This is a genomic window from Sphingopyxis sp., assembly GCF_051861155.1.
In the GTDB taxonomy this organism is placed as follows: Bacteria; Pseudomonadota; Alphaproteobacteria; order Sphingomonadales; family Sphingomonadaceae; genus Sphingopyxis.
Window position 1 is genome coordinate 225,479 of sequence record NZ_JBHYDE010000006.1, and the last position, 18,485, is coordinate 243,963.

The window sequence follows — 18,485 nt, forward strand, 5'->3', positions numbered from 1 at the left end:
TTCAGTCCCAGGTCATCGGCGCGCTGCTGCTCGCCATCGTCTTCCTCAACCTTGTTCAGATGCGCTTCCTCTACCGCATCCGCCGCCGCCTGCGCAGGCGCCTGCCATGACCGACGATCTCTGGATCCCGATGGTCCGCCTGCTCCGTCGCTGCACCGCCGCGCTGATCCTGCTCGGCGCCTGGCAGGTCGGCGTCGATTGGGTGCTGTTGCCATGATGCGCGACTGCTTCCCCCCGCACGGCGCGCCCTGCCGCCACTGCGGCGTCCGCCCCGACGTCGCCTGCGAACACCGCGCCGCCGACGCCGGCTATAAACCGCCCGTCCAGGACGGCGATCCGGATCGTCGCCGAAAGAACGGCGAGCAGGGTCTGAACTTCGGTACCCGCAAGATCCAAATATCGGGCGGCGGCCTCTATCCGCTTGGCGATGTCCTGCGCAATCGCCGCCGCAGGGCGCAAAGCTGATGGGATGCGAGACGGTCCAACTGGACAACGGCGCCCGCGCGATCGTCTGTTCGCCCGGGCGCACCAAACGCTGCGCCTGCGGCAAGCGCGCCGACCGCCTGTGCGACTGGAAGGTCAAGACGCGCCGCTCGGGTACCTGCGACACGCCGATCTGCCGCGCCTGCAGCCACGAGCCTGCCCCCGGCAAGGATCTGTGCCCCGCGCACCGCGAAGTCTGGCTGTCGCGAACCCTCGTCCCGGAGCGAACGACATGATCCAGCCTCCCGAACCCCCCGACGGCTGGCTCGACGGCCCGCTCGGCGTCCTGCGCGCCGCCGCGATCCTGCTCGCCGCGGCGCTGCTCGGCCTCGCGATCGGCGGCATCGATGCCGCCATGCGTCACGACGGCCGACCTCTCGAAAGGAATCGCTGATGCCCAAACCCGGCTTCAATCCCCAGCTCGGCGTCCCGCCTGTCCTGCAATGGGCCGCGCCGTCGCAGCTCGCGATCGATATGTCCTATCAGCGCTCGATCGATAACACCGCGTCGCAGCGGCTGATCAAGGACATCGCCGCCAACTGGAATTGGGGCCTGTGCCTGCCGCTCGTCGTCAACCGGCGCGCCGGGGGGGGGGTGAGTGGCGAGCTCTTTGTCATCGACGGGCAGCACCGCCTCGCCGCGGCGCGCCTGCGCAAAGACATTCCGCACCTCCCCTGCGTGATCCTCGGGCTTCCCGACACGACCGACGAGGCGGCGAAGTTCGTCAAGCTCAACCAGCGCCGGCGGCCGCTCACCAACCTGAACCTGTTCAAGGCGGCGCTCGCCAGCGGCGAGACCGAAGCGCGGGAGATTGCCGCGGCGCTCGGCGATGCCGGGCTGGCGATCGCGCAGTCGAGCAATCCCAATTCGTGGAAACCCGGGCAGCTGGTGAACGTCGGCGGCTTGAAGGCCGCCTATCGTCGTCACGGCGCCGCCAATCTCCGCGCTGCGCTGCACGTCTTCGCTGGCGGCTTCGGCGGCCAGCTGCTTCGTTATGCCGGCACAATATGGCCCGGGGTGACGCCGCTTGTCGCGACCTTGACGGCGCGCTGCGATCCCCTCGACTGGATGGACGGCGAGCAGGCGATTACTTTCGCCGAAATGCTCGAATCGACGCCGCAAGAGGAGTGGCGCGAAACCATTCTCACCGAGATTGTCGCGAACCCGTCGCTCACCGTTCCGACCGCCGCGGAAAAGGTGATCGCCGAAGCGTGGGCCGAGCTGCAGGCGGCGCTCAATGGCGAGGACGAGAGCGACAGCGAGGCGCAGGCGTTCGATCGGGCCCGGCGCGGCGCGCTCGGCGAACTGGCGAGCGCGGAGCCTTGAGCGGATGCTGATCCAGCCGATCTGGATCCGCGAGCCGGAGATACGCGCGCTCGTCGGCGGTACCATGTCGGTGCTGATCCGACCGGTTGGCCGCTTGGCCGTACTCGACCCCGGCGATCTGCTCTGGGTGCGCGAGCCCTTCCATCTGGCCCAGCGCTTCGCCGGGCACGCGCCGACGCACGCCGCGCGCCTCGGCGCCGCACCGATCTTCGTCGCCGATCGCACCCCGGCGCAGCTCGCGATCCGCTCGGCCGAGCTAGGCGACCGCCGCAACGCCCGCGAAATGCCCAAGGTCTGGCATCGCCAGCATCTGCGCGTCGTCGCGATCGACCGGCTGCACCTGCACGATGTCGATCTGAGCAATCTGGCGATCGCCGGATGGGATAGCGCCAAAGCGTATCGTGAGCGCTGGGACGAGGACGCCCGCTTTTTCGGCGCGCGCATCAACCAATCCAATTTCTGGGCGGCCAACCCGCCCGTCCTGCGCATCGAGTTCGAGCGCATTCCCGCCCCGCTGCCCCAAGAAGGAGACTGACGATGAGCGTGCAAGCAAAGACCCCCGGCGCACCCGGGGATGGTTTCGATTTCAGTGCGATCAGCGAGGTGCAACTCGCCCACGGCTCCCACAAATCCGCCGAGGAAGGGCTGTGCTTCATGGAAATGGTCGCATGGTTCGCTGGCGAAAAGCACAGCGACAAGCCCGAATGCGCCTGCCCTGTGCTCGGCCAGTACGGCATCGCGATCAACGATCAGGCGCCGCCGGACTTTCGCGACCGCGCGTTGAAGCCACTCGTCCCGATGATCGCCGGTACGCGCGGCACCTGGCAAGATCAGGGCGCCCGCGCGCAGTTTTTGGCGATGTGGCACGTGAACAAGATCGCGCCGATCTATTTGCGCACCCTCGCCGAATTCCTGCCCGCGCCCCATCGGGGCGCGCTCGATGCCTTGGCATCGCAATGCGAGGTGGCGCAGAGCGCTACCGAGTTGCGGGAGATTGAACGTCGCGATCTGGCCGCTCTGGCCGATCTGGCCGATCTGGCCGATCTGGCCGATCTGGCCGATCTGGCCGATCTGGCCGATCTGGCCGCTCTGGCCGATCTGGCCGCTCTGGCCGCTCTGGCCGATCTGGCCGCTCTGGCCCGTGGTCAGATCCTCGAGCTGATGGTCGAGGGACTGCGCCAGGCGATCCTGATTGGGCCGCACGAGGGGTTCGATGTGATGATCGATCTCAACGCCCGGCACCAGGCGCTGCGCGAACTGGTCGACGCTTGACCGACCTGTTCACCTGGTCGGCCGACACCAGCTCGGCAAAATCGGATCGGCGGGGCTTTGCCCCGCCGATCAAGCGCCGCTGCGCGGCGGATGCAATGCGGGCGCCGAGGCTTTCCTCTCGGCCTCGGCGCCTTCATCGCACCCGCCGCAAGAATAATCGCACCCCCGCGGGCGCCGTCTATGTCGGCCGACCGACGATCTGGTGCAACCCTTTCGCTGGCCGCGCCAAGGTCGGCCACAAGCGAAGCGTCATCCTGTACGGCGCCTGGCTGCGCGGCGAATGCACGCCGCGCGTCCTGACGGCTGCAGGCTTCAGCCGCGCCGAGATCGAGGAACTCGACCGTTGGCGCCGACGCGCGCTCGCCCGCCTGACCTCGCTCGCCGGCAAGGATCTGCAATGCTGGTGCCCAACCACTTCGGAATGGTGCCACGCCGATGTCTTGATCGATCTCGCCAACGCCGCGCCGCACCCAGCAAAGGACTGATCCCATGCTCCATCGATCGCCCGCCACCGCGGCCGAGCCGCCTACCCCTCCGGCCCAGGCTGCGACCGAACCCGACGGGCCGGTGACGATCTCGCGCCAGCTGTTCGACTTCCTGATGGGCGCTGATGCGCTGGACGGCGTGCATTTCGGCGAAGATCATCCTGACGAGCGCGGGCGCTTCTGGTGGCGGCAAATCCTTCGCGCAGCCGATTGCGGCGGCGCGGCCGACATGCTGATCGGCGATATTGAAAAGTCGATCGAGCCGATCCGCCACTGGTACGACACCCTCGATCACGAGCCCCGGCCGCTGGTCGACGTCGTCACCGACATGGTCTTCGACATCAAGGCCGACAGAAACATGCTGACCGAACGGCTCGGCCAGGTCCGTGCTCTCCAGGACCATATCCGCGAACAGGCGCAGCATTGCCAGACGCGCATCAACGATGGCGCAGATCTGGGCGCGGCGATCTGGCGCCTCGCGCTTGAAGACGTCGTCCGCGAAAGCGGCGCGGTGCTCGCGACGCTGGGCAAGGCCGAATTCATTGGCTTCAACGTCGACGCGCAGGGCGATCGAAAGGCAACGGCATGACCTCCGATCGCCGTTACCCACAACCTCTGACAAGCAAGGGATTGAGCATGAGTAACATCGCCAGCCCATCGCCGCAGCCGACCGGCCGTCTTCTATCGATCGCCGATGTCCTCCGCGAAACCAGCTTGAGCCGCACGACGCTTTGGCGCCGGGTCAAGGACCGCACTTTCCCGCCCCCGGTTCCGCTTGGCGGGATCCGCAAGGGCTGGCCCGAGCGCGACGTCGAGAGCTGGAAAGCCGAGCGTGATCGCGGGCCGTGGCAGCCCAAATAATTGCCCCGTTTCCTGCGGCCAACGGGTCACGGAATGGGGCATCATAACCAATCGAAAATCGAAAAACACAGCATTATCAGGAGGACAAACGTGTTTTCTTTATCCTACCCGGGGAGCCATTTTTCGACATCTCCGACAATGACATGTCGCGCCGTTCCAGGCGTATGACACCATAGCTCTGCGACGCCGTTACGCCGCGCCGGGTTGCCAGCCGCTTTTGGCGAGGAACGCCCTGGCATCGCCAATCGCCAGAATATCGCGGATAGCAGCGGCCTTGTCGGGCGCCCGCCGATAATAGGATCGCACGATCCGGTAACCGACCCAATAGCCAAGATCACCCGGTCGATCGGTGTTCCCCGTTCCGTTGTAAACCCAGCGCGATCCGTTCGCGCGCGCATCCATGTCGGCCGCAAAATCGCTTTCGATCTCCAACTCCCTGCCGCCCGCCGCCTTCGCCAGATGCCGGTACGCGACCGAGCCCGAGATCAATTCGCCCAGAAACTCCGCGCCGCCCTCCATCAGCGCGGCTTCAAGGACCGTCGTACTGCCCCCGTCGGGCCGCGGCTGTTGCTGCACATGGATATATTCGTGCGCGATGACATGGACGAACCGCGTTTCGACGTCGGGTTCGGGCTGACGCCAGCCGCAGAGCGCTTCGACGCCGACATAGGCGCCGCGCGAATTGGCGAAACCGACGGGTTTGCCGCGGCCGATCGCGATGGTCAGCACCGGCATCTTCGCTTCGGGGTAGAGCCCGCGCAGCCGCGCCAGCGCATCGGCCAGCCGCAGCTTCACGCGAGGCAGCACCGCGGCGCATCGGCGTGCATTGGCATAGAGCGCAGGCTCCGCAGCGATGCGCGCCGCGATCGCCGCGCCGCTGATGTTGCGCGCGATCGCGACATCGTGAAGACCGGGCGTGCCGCGGTCGAGATAATCGCGCTGCAGGAGGTCGGCCGGGGGCTTGCCGTCCCACGCGTCATAAAGCGCGAAAAAGCGCTCGACGTCGCGGGTTTCGATCTGCGGCACCGAAGGCGGCGAGGCGCCCGACAAGGTCAGCGCCAATATCCCGGTTCGCAGCGTGCTTGCGCCAACTGCCGGCAAGCGCCACGACCGCCCGCCGCCGCTGGTCACAGCTGGTCGAGATGATCGATCGGAATAATCTCGATGCCGCCGCCAAAGCGGTCGCCCAGATGCGCGCCGGGGTGCATTTGCGCAATTTCGAGCGCTTCGGCGTCGTCGGCCGCTTCGACGACGAAAAATGCCCCGACCGGCTGCGCCGACACCTCGAACGGCCCGGGTTCTACCCGGCTGCCGCTGCCGGTCGAGCGGATGACCTGGCTGTTCATCGCCAGCGAGCCGACCATGGCTACCTTGCCGCTGGCTTTCAGCCGCGCATCATGCGGGGCGCAGAGCGCACCGATTTCCTCGAAATCCTGCGCGGTGAGGTTCGCAAAGGCCGCGGCATCAAAATGGCAAAGGCAAAGATAGTGCATGGTCACTCCTGTTGGTTGTCATGGTGCGGGACGCCGCCGGCTATCGCAGGACCAGGCTGGCTTTCCCCCAGAAACGGACATCCGGGCCCGATACCACGCATGCCCATTTCCGGGGGAAAGCCCGGCCCGCGGCGACCCCCGCGGGCACAAATCATGTTTTCGCAAAAGCCTCGATGTCGCGGTTGAGCCGGTCGATATGCGTCACGAACAGCCCGTGCGGGGCGCCTTCGTACACGACCAGCTTGGCCGATTTTACCAGCTGCGACGCGGGCAGCCCGGTGAGCGCGAGCGGCGCCGAAGCATCCTTGTCGCCATGGATGAACAGCGCCGGCACGGTGATAGCGCGAAGGTCGGCGCGGAAATCCGCCGCGGTCATTGCCCGGTTGAGGTCGATCACCGCGCGCAGCGACGTGCCGAGCATGATATTCTTGATCCACTGGCGCATCAGCGGGCTGGTTTCGGGAACCACGAACGGGTCGCTGTTGCCGTCGATCCATTGCGGAAAGTCGCGATAAAACTGCTGGCGCATCTGGTCGAAGGCGGCGGCGGGAACGCCGGCCGGATTGTCGGGCTTTGCCGCCAAGCACGGCAGCGTCGTCGCAAGGAACAGGACGCGCGCGACCCGGCCTGCCGATGCTTTGCCGCCAAGATAACTCAATATCTCGCCGCCGCTCATCGAATGGGCGACGACCGTCGCACCCCTGACATCGAGCGCGGTCAGCACCGCGTCGACATCGCCCGCCAGCGTCGCATAATCATAGCCGCGCCCCGGATCGTCCGAGCGGCCATGGCCGCGCCGGTCAAAAGCGATGCAGCGGAACCCGCGTTCCGACAGCGCCGCCATCTGATACGCCCACATATCCGACGACAGCGCCCAGCCCGACAGGAACAGGATCGGCGCGCCCGTCCCCCAACTGCGCACGTACAGCCGCGTCCCGTCGCCCGCCGTGACCCACGCGGGACTGGCCGCCGCCACACGCGGGGCGGCTCGGGCCGGTGTCGCCGCCAGCGCCAGCGCGGCGCCACCGGCCAGCGTCCCCGCAAAAACGTCGCGTCTGTTCATCGGCTGCTCCCCCACGGTGGAGCCCCATGATGTCAGCGGTTCGCGCGCCGCGCTACTACCCCGCAGGTAGGCGGCTGAGGTCGTCCAGATTTTCCACCAGCGCCCGCGCCACCAGCGACGCCGCGGTGCGCGTCTCGGCATCGGCGTCGACGCGTTCGCCCCACGACGAAAAGGCGCGAACCGAACCGTCGCCGACCGGGATCGGCAGGACAAAGCCGTCGCTGATCCGGAAATCGCGCGCTTCGGCCAGGATGCGGCGCTGGGCGTCGTTCATCACCGCGGACGGAATGTCGCTCCAGAAAAATCCGCGGTCGCGCGCCGCGGTCGCGCGGACCAGATAATCGGTGTTGCGATAGCGGTTGGTGTAATTATGCTGGAGCCACCCGACCGCCGGGCGCCCGCCCGCATCGCGCCTTATGTCCCAGCCCACGGGCGAGCCGCGCAGCGTGCCGGTGATGAAATGGTCGATCCCGATCTCGCCGAAAAACTCGGCCGCAATCGCCGTCGAACGCACCACCGATGTCGATGCCGTGAGCGCGAGCGCCGCGTCGAAGGCGCGCGTCCCTAGCGTTCCGGCGTCGCGAATCCGGTCGGCAAAGCGCGGCGCCAGCCCCGCAGCCAGCAACAACCGGTCCTGCTCCATGCCCGAAAGGCGGAGCGCCCCGGCCAGCCGCGCCACCATGTCGGCGCTGGGTTTGGCGCGGCCGGTCTCCAGAAATCCCAGATGACGGCAGGATACCCCGGCATCGAGCGCCAGCACCAGTTGCGATCGGCCATCGCGCTTGCGATGCGCCACCAGATGCCGCCCGAAGGCACCGCGGCGATCGGACAAAAAAGGTTGGACTTCGGACATGGCGACTCCTCGATCGGCGGCGGTGTCATAGCCCGATTAGACAGCGGGTTGAAAGAGCCGCGTCGTTATCGATTCATCTTGGCGCGCCGCGTCCGGTCGTCCTAAGACTCGGCGAACGATCAGGGAGAGCGAGTGCCGATGTCCGAAGCCCAGCCGCAAAGCTATCCCGAAATCCGCGAAGCGGTGCGCCGCCTGTGCGCGGGCTTTCCGGGCGAATATTGGCAACGGCTCGACCGCGACCGCATCTATCCCACCGAATTTGTCCGCACCCTGACCGAAGCCGGCTTCTTGTCGGTGCTGATCCCCGAGGAATATGGCGGGTCGGGACTGGGGCTGGGCGCGGCGACCGCGGTGCTCGAAGAAATCCACCGCTCGGGGTGCAACGGCGGCGCGTGCCATGCGCAGATGTACACAATGGGGACGCTGCTGAAACATGGATCGGCAGCGCAGAAAGCCGCCTATCTGCCCGCGATCGCGAGCGGCGCGCTGCGCCTCCAGGCGTTCGGGGTGACCGAGCCGACGGCAGGCACCGACACCACCCGCATCCGCACCTTCGCGCGGCGGGTCGGCGACGATTATATCGTCAACGGGCAAAAGATCTGGATCAGCCGCGCCGAACATTCGGACCTGATGATCCTGCTGTGCCGCACTACCCCGCGGGAGGAATGTGCCAAAGCGTCGGACGGGATGAGCGTGCTGCTGGTCGACATGCGCGCGGCGGCGGGCAATGGGCTGACCATCCGCCCCGTCCGCACCATGCTCAACCACGCGACGACCGAGCTGTTCTTCGACGACCTGAAAGTCCCCGCCGCCAATCTGATCGGCGAGGAGGGCAAGGGCTTCCGCTATATCCTGTCGGGAATGAACGCCGAACGTATCCTGATCGCGTCCGAATGTATCGGCGACGGGCGCTTCTTCATCGACCGCGCCGCCGGTTATGCCAGGGAGCGCGAAGTCTTCGGGCGGGCGATCGGCGAAAATCAGGGCGTCCAGTTCCCGATCGCGCGCGCCTATGTCCAGCTCGCCGCCGCCGCCGAGATGGTCGACAAGGCGGCGCGGCTGTTCGACGCCGGACAGGATGGCGGGACCGAGGCGAATATGGCCAAGATGCTGGCGTCGGAAGCGAGCTGGTACGCCGCCGATATGTGCGTCCAGACCCACGGCGGCTTCGGCTTTGCCGAGGAATATGACATCGAACGCAAATTCCGCGAAACGCGCCTCTATCAAGTCGCGCCGATCAGCACCAATTTGATCCTGAGCCATGTCGCGACCCACGCGCTTGGCCTGCCCAAGAGTTTCTGAGGCCAGCATGGAGGATTTTTCCGCCTTGATCGGGCGCAGCGAAACGCGGCACGACATTGCAACCGCAGCGCCGCTCGTCGGCCTCGCCGCGCTGCTCGATCAGGACTCGGCGCCGCCCGCGGCCGTGCCACCGCTCGGCCATTGGCTCTATTTCCTGCCCGACGCGCGCCAGTCGGTGATCGGCGAGGACGGCCACCCGCGCCGCGACGAGGGCGGCTTGCTGCCCCCCGTGCCGCTCCCCCGCCGGATGTGGGCGGGCGGGCGCCTCGAATTCCTCGCCCCGATCGCGGTCGGCGCGGCGCTGACCCGCGTCACGACGATAGCGGCGATCCGCGCCAAACGCGGCGCCAGCGGCGACCTGCTGTTCGTCACCCTTCAGCACGATATTGCCGCGGGCGGCGATCCGGCGATCCGCGAGGAGCAGGATCTGGTCTATCGCGCGCCCGCTGCCGCACCAGCGGCAGCCACGGTCCAGCCGCCGGTCGAGCCCGAACCCGCCGACGCGGTGCGCCGCGTGGCGCCCGATCCCGTGCTGCTGTTCCGCTATTCGGCGCTCACCTTCAACGCCCACCGCATCCATTACGACCGCGATTACGCCCGCGATGTCGAGGGTTATGCCGGGCTGGTCGTGCAGGGTCCGCTGATCGCGACCCTGCTCCTCGATCATGCCCGGCGCGAGATGCCCGGCCTGACGCCCGCGCGCTTCAGCTTCCGCGCCGAGGCGCCGCTGATCGACGGCGCGCTGTTCGACCTCTGCCTGGCGCGCGAGGGCAGCGGCGCGCGACTATGGGCGCGCGACGGCACCGGCCGCCCGACGATGCGCGCCGACGTGCAGGGCTAGCGGCCAGCGCGCATCTGGGGCAGGATCAAGCAGAAGGGGGCCGCGTGACCGATCTGCAAGCACGAAGCTGGGCCGCGATGCCCGCCCTGGTCGCCGCGGTGCAAGCAGCGGGCGATGCGAGCGGCCTGCCCTATATCGCGGCGCAGGCCGATCTGGGCGATCCCGAACCGATGGCCGATGACGCTGGGCGCCCCTATGCCGAAACCAGCTTTCGCTGGATCGACCCCGACCATGCTTATTGGCGCGATCGCAAGCTGGCGCTGCATATCGCGTTCCTGACCGCGGCGCGGCTGACCGCCGAACCCTTTTTCTACAGCGACGGCCGCCTGCGGACCTGGCGCGACACCGGGTTGCTCGAAGCGGTCGATTGCGAACAGGCCAAGAATACGCCGAATTTCGGCGAAGCGATCATCGCGCCGGTGCATCTGCCGCGCGGGCTGGTGGGCGCGGTCTTCTGGTGCTCGCGCGAACCGATCGGTGTCGCGGCGCTGTTCGACCGCCACGCCGGCGAGCTGCACAATCTGGCGCTCAAGCTGGTCGCGACGCACAATGAAGCGCGCGGGCGGCCGCGCAACGCCACGGTGCCGCAGACGCTGACGCGACGCGAGGTCCAGTGCCTGCGCTGGGCGGCGGCGGGCAAGACCGACGGCGAGATCGGCATCATCCTGACTTTGTCGGTGTCGACGGTGCGCTTTCATCTACGCAACGCCGCGGCGAAACTTGGCGCGACGGGCCGCGCGCAATCGATCCAGATCGCCGCGGGCCTCGGCTTCGTCGGCGCGCGGGCCGCCTGATGCAGATGCCAGCTAGGCCCGCCAATCCCGCGGCGTACAAGGCGAGGTCATGGACATGTTGAACGATCCCGACCTCCAATCCTTTCGCGACGAGGTTCGCGCCTTTCTGGCCGCCGCCTTGCCCGACGACCTGCGCCGCGCCGCCAGCCGCGCCACCAGCGTCTTTCACGACCCCGCCGTCTCGCTGCCCTGGCAACGCATCTTGCACGCGCAGGGCTGGGCGGCGCCCGACTGGCCGGCCGAGTTCGGCGGGCCGGGATGGAGCGAGATCGAACGCTATATCTTCGCCGCCGAATGCGCGCGCGCCGGGACGCCGAGCCTCGCGCCGATGGGGCTGAAAATGGTCGCTCCGGTGATCATGCACTATGGCAGCGCCGAGCAGCGCGCCCATTATCTGCCGCGCATCCTGTCGGGCGAGGATTATTGGTGCCAGGGTTTTTCGGAGCCCGGCGCCGGGTCGGACCTCGCCGCGTTGCAATTGCGCGCAACTCCCGACGATAGCGACTATGTCCTCAACGGATCGAAAATCTGGACCACCCACGCGCATTTCGCCAACCGCATGTTCGCGCTCGTCCGCACGTCGGGCGAGGGCAAACCGCAGGCGGGGATCAGCTTCCTGCTGCTCGATATGGCGACCCCGGGGATCACCGTCGAACCGATCCGCACCCTCGCCGGCGACCATGAGTTCAATCAGGTCTTCTTCGATGACGTGCGGGTGCCGCAGGCAAACCGGCTGGGCGGCGAAAACGAAGGCTGGTCGGTCGCCAAGCATCTGCTGACCTTCGAACGCGGCGGCAAATATGCCCCCGGTCTGATGGCGCGCCTGACCCGTTTGCGCGCGCAATCGATCGCCGATCCGGTGCTGCGCGCGCAGCTCGAGCGCGAGGCGATCGGGTTACAGGCGTTGCAGGCGCTCGAACTCAAGGCGATGCGCGGCGTCGGCGGCAGCCCGGCGCTCTACGCCTCGACGCTCAAGATTCTCGGCACCGAGAGCGCGCAACGCATCGATACGCTGGCGTGCGACATCGCGGGCCAAGCAGCCTGGGCCGATGCCGACGGACAGGTTCCCGCCGAGTTGGCGGTCGCGGTACCGCGCTACCTCAACGACCGCGCGGCGAGCATCTATGCGGGATCGAACGAGATCCAGCGCGACCTGATCGCGCGGCTGATGCTCGGCTAAGCTGCCACTTCGGCAAATCGCGCAAGATGCTCGGCGCGCGGCCCCATCGCCGCTGCGATCGCCAGCGCCCGTTTAAAATGCGCGCCAAGGCTAAGTTCTTCGGTCAGGCCCATCGCACCGTGAATCTGGACCGCCCCCTCGCCGACAACGCGAGCCGCGTCGGCGACCTCGACGCAAGCAGCGCTCACCGCCGCCGCGCGGTCGGCGCGATCCTGATCGACCGCCATAATCGCCGCTTCGGTCAGCGCCGCGGCCTTCATCGCGGCGAGCTGCATGTCGGCGGCGCGGTGGCGGAGCGCCTGGAAGGTGCCAATTGTGCGGCCGAACTGCTGGCGCTGACCCAGATAGTCGGCGCTGGCGGCGATCATGTGGCGGATCAGCCCGACCGCCTCGGCACAGCGGCCGACGAGGATGACGTCGTTGGCCAATTCGGCCAGCGCGCGCGCTGCCGCTCCCGTCGCCAGCACCTCCCCCTCGCCCGCCTTTAGCGTCAGGCAAAGGTCGGCGGTCACGCTGCCGTCGTGCATGATGCGGTGGCGCTGCTCGACCTTGTCGCGATCGGCGGCGAACAACAGCGCAGCGTCATCGTCGGCGAGTATGAACAGATCGGCCTCGGCACCGCCCGCGACCAGCGTTGCAGTGCCGCGAACCGCGCCGCCCGCATCGACGATCGGCATCGTCGCGGTTGATGCCCGGCAAAGGATTGCCGCGCGCCGTTCGCCCGCCGCCAGGTCAGGCAGCGCCAGATGATCGGGGGCTGCGCGGCCGAGCAGCGCCGTCGCGGCGGCATGTGACAGCCAGTCGGCCCCGGCGAGCGCCGGTCCAAGCTCGGCCATCACCAGCGCGATGTCGATCGCGCCGCCGCCAAAGCCGCCGCACGCCTCGGGGACCGCGACCCCTGCCAGCCCGAGCGATTCCACCAGATCGCGCCAGCCGGGACGCGCATTGTCGGCCAGGAAACGCTGCACGCTGTCGCGCAGCATCTGTTGCTCGTCGCGCAGCGGCAGGTCGAGGGCGGCGATGTCATATGTCACGTCAGATCTCCCGCAAACTTCTTGCGGCATCCAACCGACAGGGTCTAGCTGATTGGCGTGGCAGGGCGCGCTATCGCCGCGGCGCGCGATCGGGCGCCGACAGCTCGGCTTCAGCCGGCCAGTGACCCTGCGCGTTTTCGGCGATGATCTCGGCCAGCAACGCCCGGGCGCCTGCTTCGTCGCCCGCAAAGCGGCGCTCCATCGCGATGGCGAACTTGATCGTGCTGTCCTTGGTCGTACCGACGTCGGCGGGCTTCAGCCGGCCCTGCATGATCTGGACTGCCTGATAATAAACGTCGTTCTCGATCAGTTTCAGCCCCGGTTCGATCGCGTCGATCGCGGCGCGCGCCTTGGCGTGCTCGCCCATCTTGCGATAGGCGATATAGGTCCAGTAAGCGGTCGGCACCCGCATATCGTCGCGCGCAAAGTCGGCCGACAGCGCCAGCGATTTCGCCATCCCGTCGACGACGGTCTGATAGTCGCCCGTCGCGAAGCTGGTCTGAGCATGATAATAGACGATGTTGCCGCGATAGGTGCTGATCGTCAGCCCGATCGGATTGGGCAGCCCGTCGGGTTCGAAGCTGTCGGGCGTGTCGCCCATCAGCGCCAGCGCCTCGCTGTAATCGGCGAGCGCCGCGTCGAACTGCCGCGCGCGGGTCAGGTCGCGGGCGCGAAAGCGGTAGAGTTTGTAGCTGCCGGGAAAGACCTTCAGCCCGTCGGTGAACGCATCGACCGCATCGCAAATCCGTCCCGCATAGTCGAGGCGGCGGCCCAGCCAGATGTGCGAATCCTCGCGGTCGGGCGCGATGCGCAGCGCGGCGCGCGCGATCTCGATATCCTGGTCGAGCCGCCTTTGCGTCGCCTCTGAAAATTTCGGCAGCGTCAGCGGGGTACCGATCAGGCTGGTGGTGCATTGCCCGGCATTGGCAGCGGTCGGCTGCGCCGCCGCCGGACCCGCTGCGAGCACCAGCGCCAGCGCAATCCCGGCGCCGATCATCGCCCGCACGCTCATCCGACCACATCCTGATAGATGCGGCGGACGTTGGTTCCCATGATCTTTTCGACGACGCTGGTCGGATAGCCCAGCTTGCGCACCCCGTCCCACACCACTTCCATGCGGCGCGGGCCGTTGAGTTCGTCGATGAACAACGGCCAGTCGTCGGCGTTGAAATTGGCGCCCTCTTCGCGCTTCAGCTCGGCAATATATGCGTCGGTCATTTCTACGACGCGGTGATCGCGGTCGCTGCCGATCGCGACATGGTCGGCGCCCGCAACCTTCACCGCATGATCGATATGACGGAAATAGTCGGCGAGCGCGCCTTGACGCTTCGTCGTCAGGAACGGCCGCATCTGGCAAATCCCCACGACCCCGCCCCTCTGGGCGAGCAGCCGCAGATTGGCGTCGGTGGTGTTACGGACATTTTTGTGCATCGCCATGCAGGCGGTGTGCGAGATGATCACCGGGTCGGTCGACGCGTTGATCGTGTCGGTCATCGTCTGCATATTCGCATGCGACAGGTCGATCAGCATCCCGACCTTGTTCATCCGCGCCACGACCTCACGCCCGAAATGCGTCAACCCGTTGGCGCCCAATTCCTTGCATCCCGCGCCCGCCCAATTCTGGTCGTTGTAGGTGATCTGCGACGATCGGACGCCCAGCTTGTAAAACAGGTCGATATTGTCGAGGTCGCGGCCGAACTGGGTGCTGTTCTGGAACAGATAATAGATCGCGATCTGGCCGTTCTGGCGCGCAATGTCGATGTCGCTGGTCCGCGTCGCCTTCAGGAACAGCGCCGGATGTGCCGCAATATGCGCATCATGGTCGAGCACCGCCTGGATCGCGTCGTCATAGGCATGGGCTTCATAGGTTTTGGGGTCGCACAATGTCACCGTGATCGCGTCGAGTCCGCTTTCGCGCATCTGCCCGATCAATGCCGCGTCATATTCGAAGCGCACCTCGCCCATCGCGTCGAAGGTCAGCGGCCGCGCCGTCTGCTTCGCCGCCAGCGAGGGGGACATCGCCACCGCGGCGGACATCGCCGCCCCCGAGAGCACAAATTGCCGTCTATCCATCGCATCGACTCCCAATATTTTCTATTGGAAATTTATAGCCGATAAGAAAATTATTGCAAGTGAAGCGGGAATTGCGATCCGGGTGCGCAATATGGCGCGATCAGCCGGTGTTGACCCACAATACGACCGCGTCCTGCTCGCTCGTCGAATAGGCCGCGTGCTGCATGCTGCTGTCGATATAGACGCTATCGCCAACCCCCAGGATTGCGGGCTCATAATGTTCGGTCTGGAAGCAGATCTCGCCCTCAAGCACGTAGAGAAACTCCTCGCCGCTGTGCTGCGACCAGGCCTTGAAATCGTCGAGACTGCGCGCCTTGATCGTCGTGACGAACGGCAGGATCTTCTTGTGCTTCAGTTCGACCGCGATCAGGCGATGGTTGTACACCGGGGTCTCCATCGGCCGCCCGGCGCCCGCGAGCGTGATGCTGCGCCGTCCGGCGGCATCCTGTCCCGTATTGCTGGCAAACAGCTCGGTGATGTCGATGTCGAACCCCAGCGCCAGCTTCTGGACCACGTCAAAAGTCGGCGACATCTGGTCATTTTCGATCTTCGACAGCGTCGACGCGGCCAGCGAGGTCAATCGCCCCGCATCCTCCAGCGTCATCCCGCGTTCGCGGCGCAGCTGGTGCAGGCGCCGCCCCAGATGGAAACCTTCGATCCGGGGTCGCTTCGCCTGACGGACAGCGCCCAGAATCTCCGGCTCATCTGCTGTTCTGGGTGGCATATATCTCCGGTCCTTTACTCTGGCCAAATCGTGCAAGGTCGACGGAGTCGGGATGGGCTTGGGGGACGAGCCTGCCAGTCCGCGTCACGATCTTATAATGCACAAATTTCCGATAGGCTACGGCGCTGACATTCGCCCATGTCAGCGCCGTTTGGGCCCACCGGAAATATTCTACGCCGCGCGCCGGGCGCGGATCAGAATTTATATTTGGCGTTCAGATAATAGAACCCGCCCGCAACCCCGAACACGCTGTGGTTGTCGTAGATCAGGCCGGCACGCGCGCGTGCCGGACCGCGACCCGGCGGGAAGATGTTGAAGATGTTGCGTGCGCCAACGCTCAGTTCGACATCCTGGATCCCCGTATAGGACAGTTCGGCGTCGAACAGCGTTACCGCCTTGCGCGGCAGGAAAGTCGCGCCATCCAGGCGGCGCCACGCGCCATAATGGATCGCGCGGCCCATCAGTGCAAAATCGCCTACCTTGGTCGTCGCCGAGAAATTGCCACGCCAGCGGGGCGTACCGCGTTCGAATTCGGTCACGATCGCCGGGCTGAACCCCGGCGGCGGGGCGCCGCGCAGATGCTGTTCATTATAGTTCAGCGCCAGGCTGAAATCGGTCGAGGCGTTGTCCGACCAGCTGTGGCGATAGGTGCTGACCAGGTCGAAACCGCGCACGCGGGTGTCCATTTCGTTCTGGAAATAACGCACCTGCTGAATGTCGGCGCCATTGGGGAAGTTGATCGCCGCCAGCGCCGCGCGTTCAGCCGCGGTCGTGTTCCGCGACGGGGTCAGCAACAGGCGGTCATCGACGTCGATCTGATAGAAATCGAGCGTGGTCAGGAAGCCGTCCAGCCCGGTGAAGACGACGCCCGCCGACATATTGAACGACGTTTCGGGCGTCAAAGCCTCCGAACCGAACACCTGCGCCGCGGGCGAACCCGGCACTAGCACCGCATCGAGGATGAAACCGCCAACCCCGTCGAGCTGCGAGGTCAAGCTGGTCCCGAACACCTGACCGGCGGCCGGAGCGCGGAAACCGGTGCTGACCGAACCGCGCAGCGCAAAGGCGTCGCTCAGTTCAAAACGCGTCGCCGCTTTGTAGCTGAAGTTCGTGCCGAACTGATCATAATCTTCATAGCGACCCGCGACCGACAGGTTCCACCAGGGGGTGATGTCGGCATCGACTTCGGCGAACACCGCATAGCTGTTCGAGTCAAAGGCTCCGGCAAACTCCGGCGAAAATCCCTGAAAACCGTTCGACCCGGCGGGCAGATCGCGCAGCGGCCCGGTCAGATAGCTGGCCCGGTCGCCCTCGCCGATGACATAAGTTTCCTTGCGATGGCTGGCGCCCGCAAACAGCAGAATCTGGTCGTTCAGCTCATAGGAAATTTCGCCGTCAAACTGGATTTCGCGCTGGGTCAGCGAACCGGGTTTGAACGAGGTCGGCGAATTGACCCCCATCGACGCGTTGATCGTCCCGGTAATCGAATAATCGACGGTGTTGGTGCCGTAACGCGCCGACAGATCCCAAGTCAGCGGGCCGTCCTGATCGCGCAGGCCAACCAGGGCGCTGAAATCTTCCAGGTGGCCGCGGAATTCCGGGGTGAACCCGCCGGGATAGACGCGCGTCAGATCGAACAGCTGCGGATGCGCCGGGGTGAGGTCAAAGGCCGAATTGGCATAGGTGCCATGGCGGTTCAGCCCGCCCGCGGTGATCGGCTGGCGCAGGCCAAAGGTGACCGAGCTTTTGCCGGTCATATAGTTGCCAAAGCTATAGAGCTCGAGCGCGTCGCTCAGCTCGATGCCCGCGTTCCACACCGATTTGAACGCCATATAGCGCGGGTCGAGATTGCCCTCAGGATGCTCGGGTACGCCCGGGATGCCCGCCGCGCGCAGCGCTGCCGCGCCTGCGTGGCTGGCTTTACGGGCATAGGCTTTGGCCTGATCGGTATATTGGGCGGCCAGGTTGAAATAGGCATTGTCGCCGACCGGCACCGCGATATGCCCCTGAATGTCATAGGTGCGGCCCCCCGATTGGAAATATTCGCCGACCTGCCCCATGATCGAGCCGCCGCTGCGCGCCTTTTTCAGCTCCATGTTGATCACGCCAGCGATCGCGTCCGAGCCATATTGGGCCGATGCGCCGTCGCGCAGCACTTCGACGCTCGACAGGGCGATCGGCGGAATCACGTTGAAATCCTGTCCTTGCGAGCCCGAGGTCGAGGCGTGGCCGGTACCGATCTGGACGATCGAGGCGCGGTGGCGGCGCTTGCCGTTCATCAGCAGCAGGACATGGTCGGCGGGCGAGCCGCGCAACGTGACCGGGCGCACGAACGACGACCCGTCGTTGCCCTGCAGGCGCTGGGCGTTGAACGCGGGGACCAGCGTGCGCAGCGCGTCGTTGACGTCCGAATAGCCGGTTGCGGTGATGCTTTCGGGTGCAATGACGTCGATCGCGACCGAGCTGTCGGTGATCGAGCGGTCCTTGCGGCGCGTCCCGATGACGACGATGTCGCTGCCGCCCTCATCGGCGGCGGCGCCGTCGGTTTCAGGCGGCGGCGTCTGCGCCTGAGCGACGGGCGCGATCGCGAACGCAAGAGCCGACGACAACAGCAGGCGTGAAACGAACTTCGACATTTTTTCCCTCCTTGGTAACCCATTCCCCACCCGGAAACGCGCGGATTTCCGTGGTTGATCTTATT

At 66.2% G+C, this 18,485-nt stretch carries 22 protein-coding genes; 13 read left to right on the plus strand and 9 right to left on the minus strand.

What is annotated here, in order from left to right:
* The first annotated feature begins 213 nt into the window (after positions 1-213).
* The 9 genes from ACTIFP_RS12795 to ACTIFP_RS12835 are packed head-to-tail and all read left to right on the plus strand — an operon-like array spanning position 214 to position 4,427.
* Positions 214-465 (plus strand): hypothetical protein, encoded by a 252-nt coding sequence (locus tag ACTIFP_RS12795; protein ID WP_439569086.1) that lies wholly within the window; start codon positions 214-216, stop codon positions 463-465.
* Positions 465-719, plus strand: coding sequence for a hypothetical protein (locus ACTIFP_RS12800; protein WP_439569087.1), 255 nt, complete (start codon positions 465-467; stop codon positions 717-719). The genes ACTIFP_RS12795 and ACTIFP_RS12800 overlap by 1 nt, the downstream gene beginning before the upstream one ends.
* Positions 716-877, plus strand: coding sequence for a hypothetical protein (locus tag ACTIFP_RS12805; RefSeq protein ID WP_439569088.1), 162 nt, complete (start codon positions 716-718; stop codon positions 875-877). The genes ACTIFP_RS12800 and ACTIFP_RS12805 overlap by 4 nt, the downstream gene beginning before the upstream one ends.
* Positions 877-1,809: a DUF6551 family protein gene (locus tag ACTIFP_RS12810; RefSeq protein ID WP_439569089.1), complete on the plus strand. Its 933-nt coding sequence runs from the start codon at positions 877-879 to the stop codon at positions 1,807-1,809. The genes ACTIFP_RS12805 and ACTIFP_RS12810 overlap by 1 nt, the downstream gene beginning before the upstream one ends.
* A 4-nt stretch (positions 1,810-1,813) precedes the next feature.
* Positions 1,814-2,344, plus strand: a complete 531-nt coding sequence (locus ACTIFP_RS12815; protein ID WP_439569090.1) for a hypothetical protein — start codon at positions 1,814-1,816, stop codon at positions 2,342-2,344.
* A 2-nt stretch (positions 2,345-2,346) separates the two neighbouring features.
* Entirely contained in the window at positions 2,347-3,081 is a 735-nt protein-coding gene (locus tag ACTIFP_RS12820) for a hypothetical protein (RefSeq protein ID WP_439569091.1), read from the plus strand.
* On the plus strand, positions 3,078-3,566 hold the full coding sequence (locus ACTIFP_RS12825; RefSeq protein ID WP_439569092.1) for a DUF4326 domain-containing protein: 489 nt from the start codon (positions 3,078-3,080) through the stop codon (positions 3,564-3,566). Before ACTIFP_RS12820 ends, ACTIFP_RS12825 begins: the two co-directional genes overlap by 4 nt.
* A 4-nt stretch (positions 3,567-3,570) precedes the next feature.
* Positions 3,571-4,155: a hypothetical protein gene (locus ACTIFP_RS12830; RefSeq protein WP_439569093.1), complete on the plus strand. Its 585-nt coding sequence runs from the start codon at positions 3,571-3,573 to the stop codon at positions 4,153-4,155.
* 47 nt (positions 4,156-4,202) lie between these two features.
* Positions 4,203-4,427, plus strand: a complete 225-nt coding sequence (locus ACTIFP_RS12835; RefSeq protein WP_439569094.1) for a helix-turn-helix transcriptional regulator — start codon at positions 4,203-4,205, stop codon at positions 4,425-4,427.
* A gap of 189 nt (positions 4,428-4,616) precedes the next feature.
* Here ACTIFP_RS12835 and ACTIFP_RS12840 read toward each other — a convergent pair whose 3' ends face one another.
* The 4 genes from ACTIFP_RS12840 to ACTIFP_RS12855 all read right to left on the minus strand — a co-directional run bounded on the left by ACTIFP_RS12840 (position 4,617) and on the right by ACTIFP_RS12855 (position 7,836).
* A complete protein-coding gene (locus ACTIFP_RS12840; RefSeq protein ID WP_439569095.1) occupies positions 4,617-5,489 on the minus strand; it encodes a DUF2268 domain-containing putative Zn-dependent protease in 873 nt (290 codons plus the stop codon).
* Positions 5,490-5,554: 65 nt separating this feature from the next.
* Positions 5,555-5,920 (minus strand): YciI family protein, encoded by a 366-nt coding sequence (locus ACTIFP_RS12845; protein ID WP_439569096.1) that lies wholly within the window; start codon positions 5,918-5,920, stop codon positions 5,555-5,557.
* Between the two features lie 151 nt (positions 5,921-6,071).
* Positions 6,072-6,983 carry an alpha/beta fold hydrolase gene (locus tag ACTIFP_RS12850; RefSeq protein ID WP_439569097.1) on the minus strand — a complete coding sequence of 304 codons (912 nt, stop codon included), beginning with the start codon at positions 6,981-6,983 and terminating at the stop codon, positions 6,072-6,074.
* Between the two features lie 55 nt (positions 6,984-7,038).
* Positions 7,039-7,836, minus strand: a complete 798-nt coding sequence (locus ACTIFP_RS12855; RefSeq protein WP_439569098.1) for an autoinducer binding domain-containing protein — start codon at positions 7,834-7,836, stop codon at positions 7,039-7,041.
* Between the two features lie 138 nt (positions 7,837-7,974).
* Between ACTIFP_RS12855 and ACTIFP_RS12860 the strand changes: the two genes are divergently transcribed.
* From ACTIFP_RS12860 to ACTIFP_RS12875, 4 genes are read left to right on the plus strand one after another with little or no spacing between them, the layout of a single operon-like run.
* On the plus strand, positions 7,975-9,138 hold the full coding sequence (locus ACTIFP_RS12860; RefSeq protein WP_439569099.1) for an acyl-CoA dehydrogenase family protein: 1,164 nt from the start codon (positions 7,975-7,977) through the stop codon (positions 9,136-9,138).
* Positions 9,139-9,145: 7 nt separating this feature from the next.
* The gene (locus ACTIFP_RS12865; protein WP_439569100.1) at positions 9,146-9,979 is read left to right on the plus strand and encodes an FAS1-like dehydratase domain-containing protein; all 834 of its coding nucleotides are present in this window, start codon (positions 9,146-9,148) and stop codon (positions 9,977-9,979) included.
* A gap of 44 nt (positions 9,980-10,023) precedes the next feature.
* On the plus strand, positions 10,024-10,773 hold the full coding sequence (locus tag ACTIFP_RS12870; RefSeq protein WP_439569101.1) for a helix-turn-helix transcriptional regulator: 750 nt from the start codon (positions 10,024-10,026) through the stop codon (positions 10,771-10,773).
* A gap of 49 nt (positions 10,774-10,822) precedes the next feature.
* Positions 10,823-11,953 (plus strand): acyl-CoA dehydrogenase family protein, encoded by a 1,131-nt coding sequence (locus ACTIFP_RS12875; protein ID WP_439569102.1) that lies wholly within the window; start codon positions 10,823-10,825, stop codon positions 11,951-11,953.
* Here ACTIFP_RS12875 and ACTIFP_RS12880 read toward each other — a convergent pair.
* The 5 genes from ACTIFP_RS12880 to ACTIFP_RS12900 all read right to left on the minus strand — a co-directional run bounded on the left by ACTIFP_RS12880 (position 11,950) and on the right by ACTIFP_RS12900 (position 18,420).
* A complete protein-coding gene (locus tag ACTIFP_RS12880; protein ID WP_439569103.1) occupies positions 11,950-12,987 on the minus strand; it encodes an acyl-CoA dehydrogenase family protein in 1,038 nt (345 codons plus the stop codon). The genes ACTIFP_RS12875 and ACTIFP_RS12880 overlap by 4 nt on opposite strands.
* A 70-nt stretch (positions 12,988-13,057) precedes the next feature.
* The gene (locus tag ACTIFP_RS12885; protein ID WP_439569104.1) at positions 13,058-13,999 is read right to left on the minus strand and encodes a tetratricopeptide repeat protein; all 942 of its coding nucleotides are present in this window, start codon (positions 13,997-13,999) and stop codon (positions 13,058-13,060) included.
* Positions 13,996-15,060: a dipeptidase gene (locus tag ACTIFP_RS12890; RefSeq protein WP_439569105.1), complete on the minus strand. Its 1,065-nt coding sequence runs from the start codon at positions 15,058-15,060 to the stop codon at positions 13,996-13,998. The genes ACTIFP_RS12885 and ACTIFP_RS12890 overlap by 4 nt, the downstream gene beginning before the upstream one ends.
* Positions 15,061-15,160: 100 nt before the next feature.
* Positions 15,161-15,784 carry a helix-turn-helix domain-containing protein gene (locus tag ACTIFP_RS12895; protein ID WP_439569106.1) on the minus strand — a complete coding sequence of 208 codons (624 nt, stop codon included), beginning with the start codon at positions 15,782-15,784 and terminating at the stop codon, positions 15,161-15,163.
* 194 nt (positions 15,785-15,978) lie between these two features.
* Positions 15,979-18,420, minus strand: a complete 2,442-nt coding sequence (locus ACTIFP_RS12900) for a TonB-dependent receptor plug domain-containing protein (protein ID WP_439569107.1) — start codon at positions 18,418-18,420, stop codon at positions 15,979-15,981.
* Positions 18,421-18,485: the final 65 nt, after the last annotated feature.

Bases quoted from the DNA above. Each gene is read 5' to 3' on its own strand.
- ACTIFP_RS12795 (WP_439569086.1), top strand. From the start codon at position 214: ATGATGCGCGACTGCTTCCCCCCGCACGGCGCGCCCTGCCGCCACTGC.
- ACTIFP_RS12800 (WP_439569087.1), top strand. From the start codon at position 465: ATGGGATGCGAGACGGTCCAACTGGACAACGGCGCCCGCGCGATCGTC.
- ACTIFP_RS12805 (WP_439569088.1), top strand. From the start codon at position 716: ATGATCCAGCCTCCCGAACCCCCCGACGGCTGGCTCGACGGCCCGCTC.
- ACTIFP_RS12810 (WP_439569089.1), top strand. From the start codon at position 877: ATGCCCAAACCCGGCTTCAATCCCCAGCTCGGCGTCCCGCCTGTCCTG.
- ACTIFP_RS12815 (WP_439569090.1), top strand. From the start codon at position 1,814: ATGCTGATCCAGCCGATCTGGATCCGCGAGCCGGAGATACGCGCGCTC.
- ACTIFP_RS12820 (WP_439569091.1), top strand. From the start codon at position 2,347: ATGAGCGTGCAAGCAAAGACCCCCGGCGCACCCGGGGATGGTTTCGAT.
- ACTIFP_RS12830 (WP_439569093.1), top strand. From the start codon at position 3,571: ATGCTCCATCGATCGCCCGCCACCGCGGCCGAGCCGCCTACCCCTCCG.
- ACTIFP_RS12835 (WP_439569094.1), top strand. From the start codon at position 4,203: ATGAGTAACATCGCCAGCCCATCGCCGCAGCCGACCGGCCGTCTTCTA.
- ACTIFP_RS12845 (WP_439569096.1), bottom strand. From the start codon at position 5,920: ATGCACTATCTTTGCCTTTGCCATTTTGATGCCGCGGCCTTTGCGAAC.
- ACTIFP_RS12850 (WP_439569097.1), bottom strand. From the start codon at position 6,983: ATGAACAGACGCGACGTTTTTGCGGGGACGCTGGCCGGTGGCGCCGCG.
- ACTIFP_RS12855 (WP_439569098.1), bottom strand. From the start codon at position 7,836: ATGTCCGAAGTCCAACCTTTTTTGTCCGATCGCCGCGGTGCCTTCGGG.
- ACTIFP_RS12860 (WP_439569099.1), top strand. From the start codon at position 7,975: ATGTCCGAAGCCCAGCCGCAAAGCTATCCCGAAATCCGCGAAGCGGTG.
- ACTIFP_RS12865 (WP_439569100.1), top strand. From the start codon at position 9,146: ATGGAGGATTTTTCCGCCTTGATCGGGCGCAGCGAAACGCGGCACGAC.
- ACTIFP_RS12875 (WP_439569102.1), top strand. From the start codon at position 10,823: ATGGACATGTTGAACGATCCCGACCTCCAATCCTTTCGCGACGAGGTT.
- ACTIFP_RS12885 (WP_439569104.1), bottom strand. From the start codon at position 13,999: ATGAGCGTGCGGGCGATGATCGGCGCCGGGATTGCGCTGGCGCTGGTG.
- ACTIFP_RS12890 (WP_439569105.1), bottom strand. From the start codon at position 15,060: ATGGATAGACGGCAATTTGTGCTCTCGGGGGCGGCGATGTCCGCCGCG.
- ACTIFP_RS12895 (WP_439569106.1), bottom strand. From the start codon at position 15,784: ATGCCACCCAGAACAGCAGATGAGCCGGAGATTCTGGGCGCTGTCCGT.
- ACTIFP_RS12900 (WP_439569107.1), bottom strand. From the start codon at position 18,420: ATGTCGAAGTTCGTTTCACGCCTGCTGTTGTCGTCGGCTCTTGCGTTC.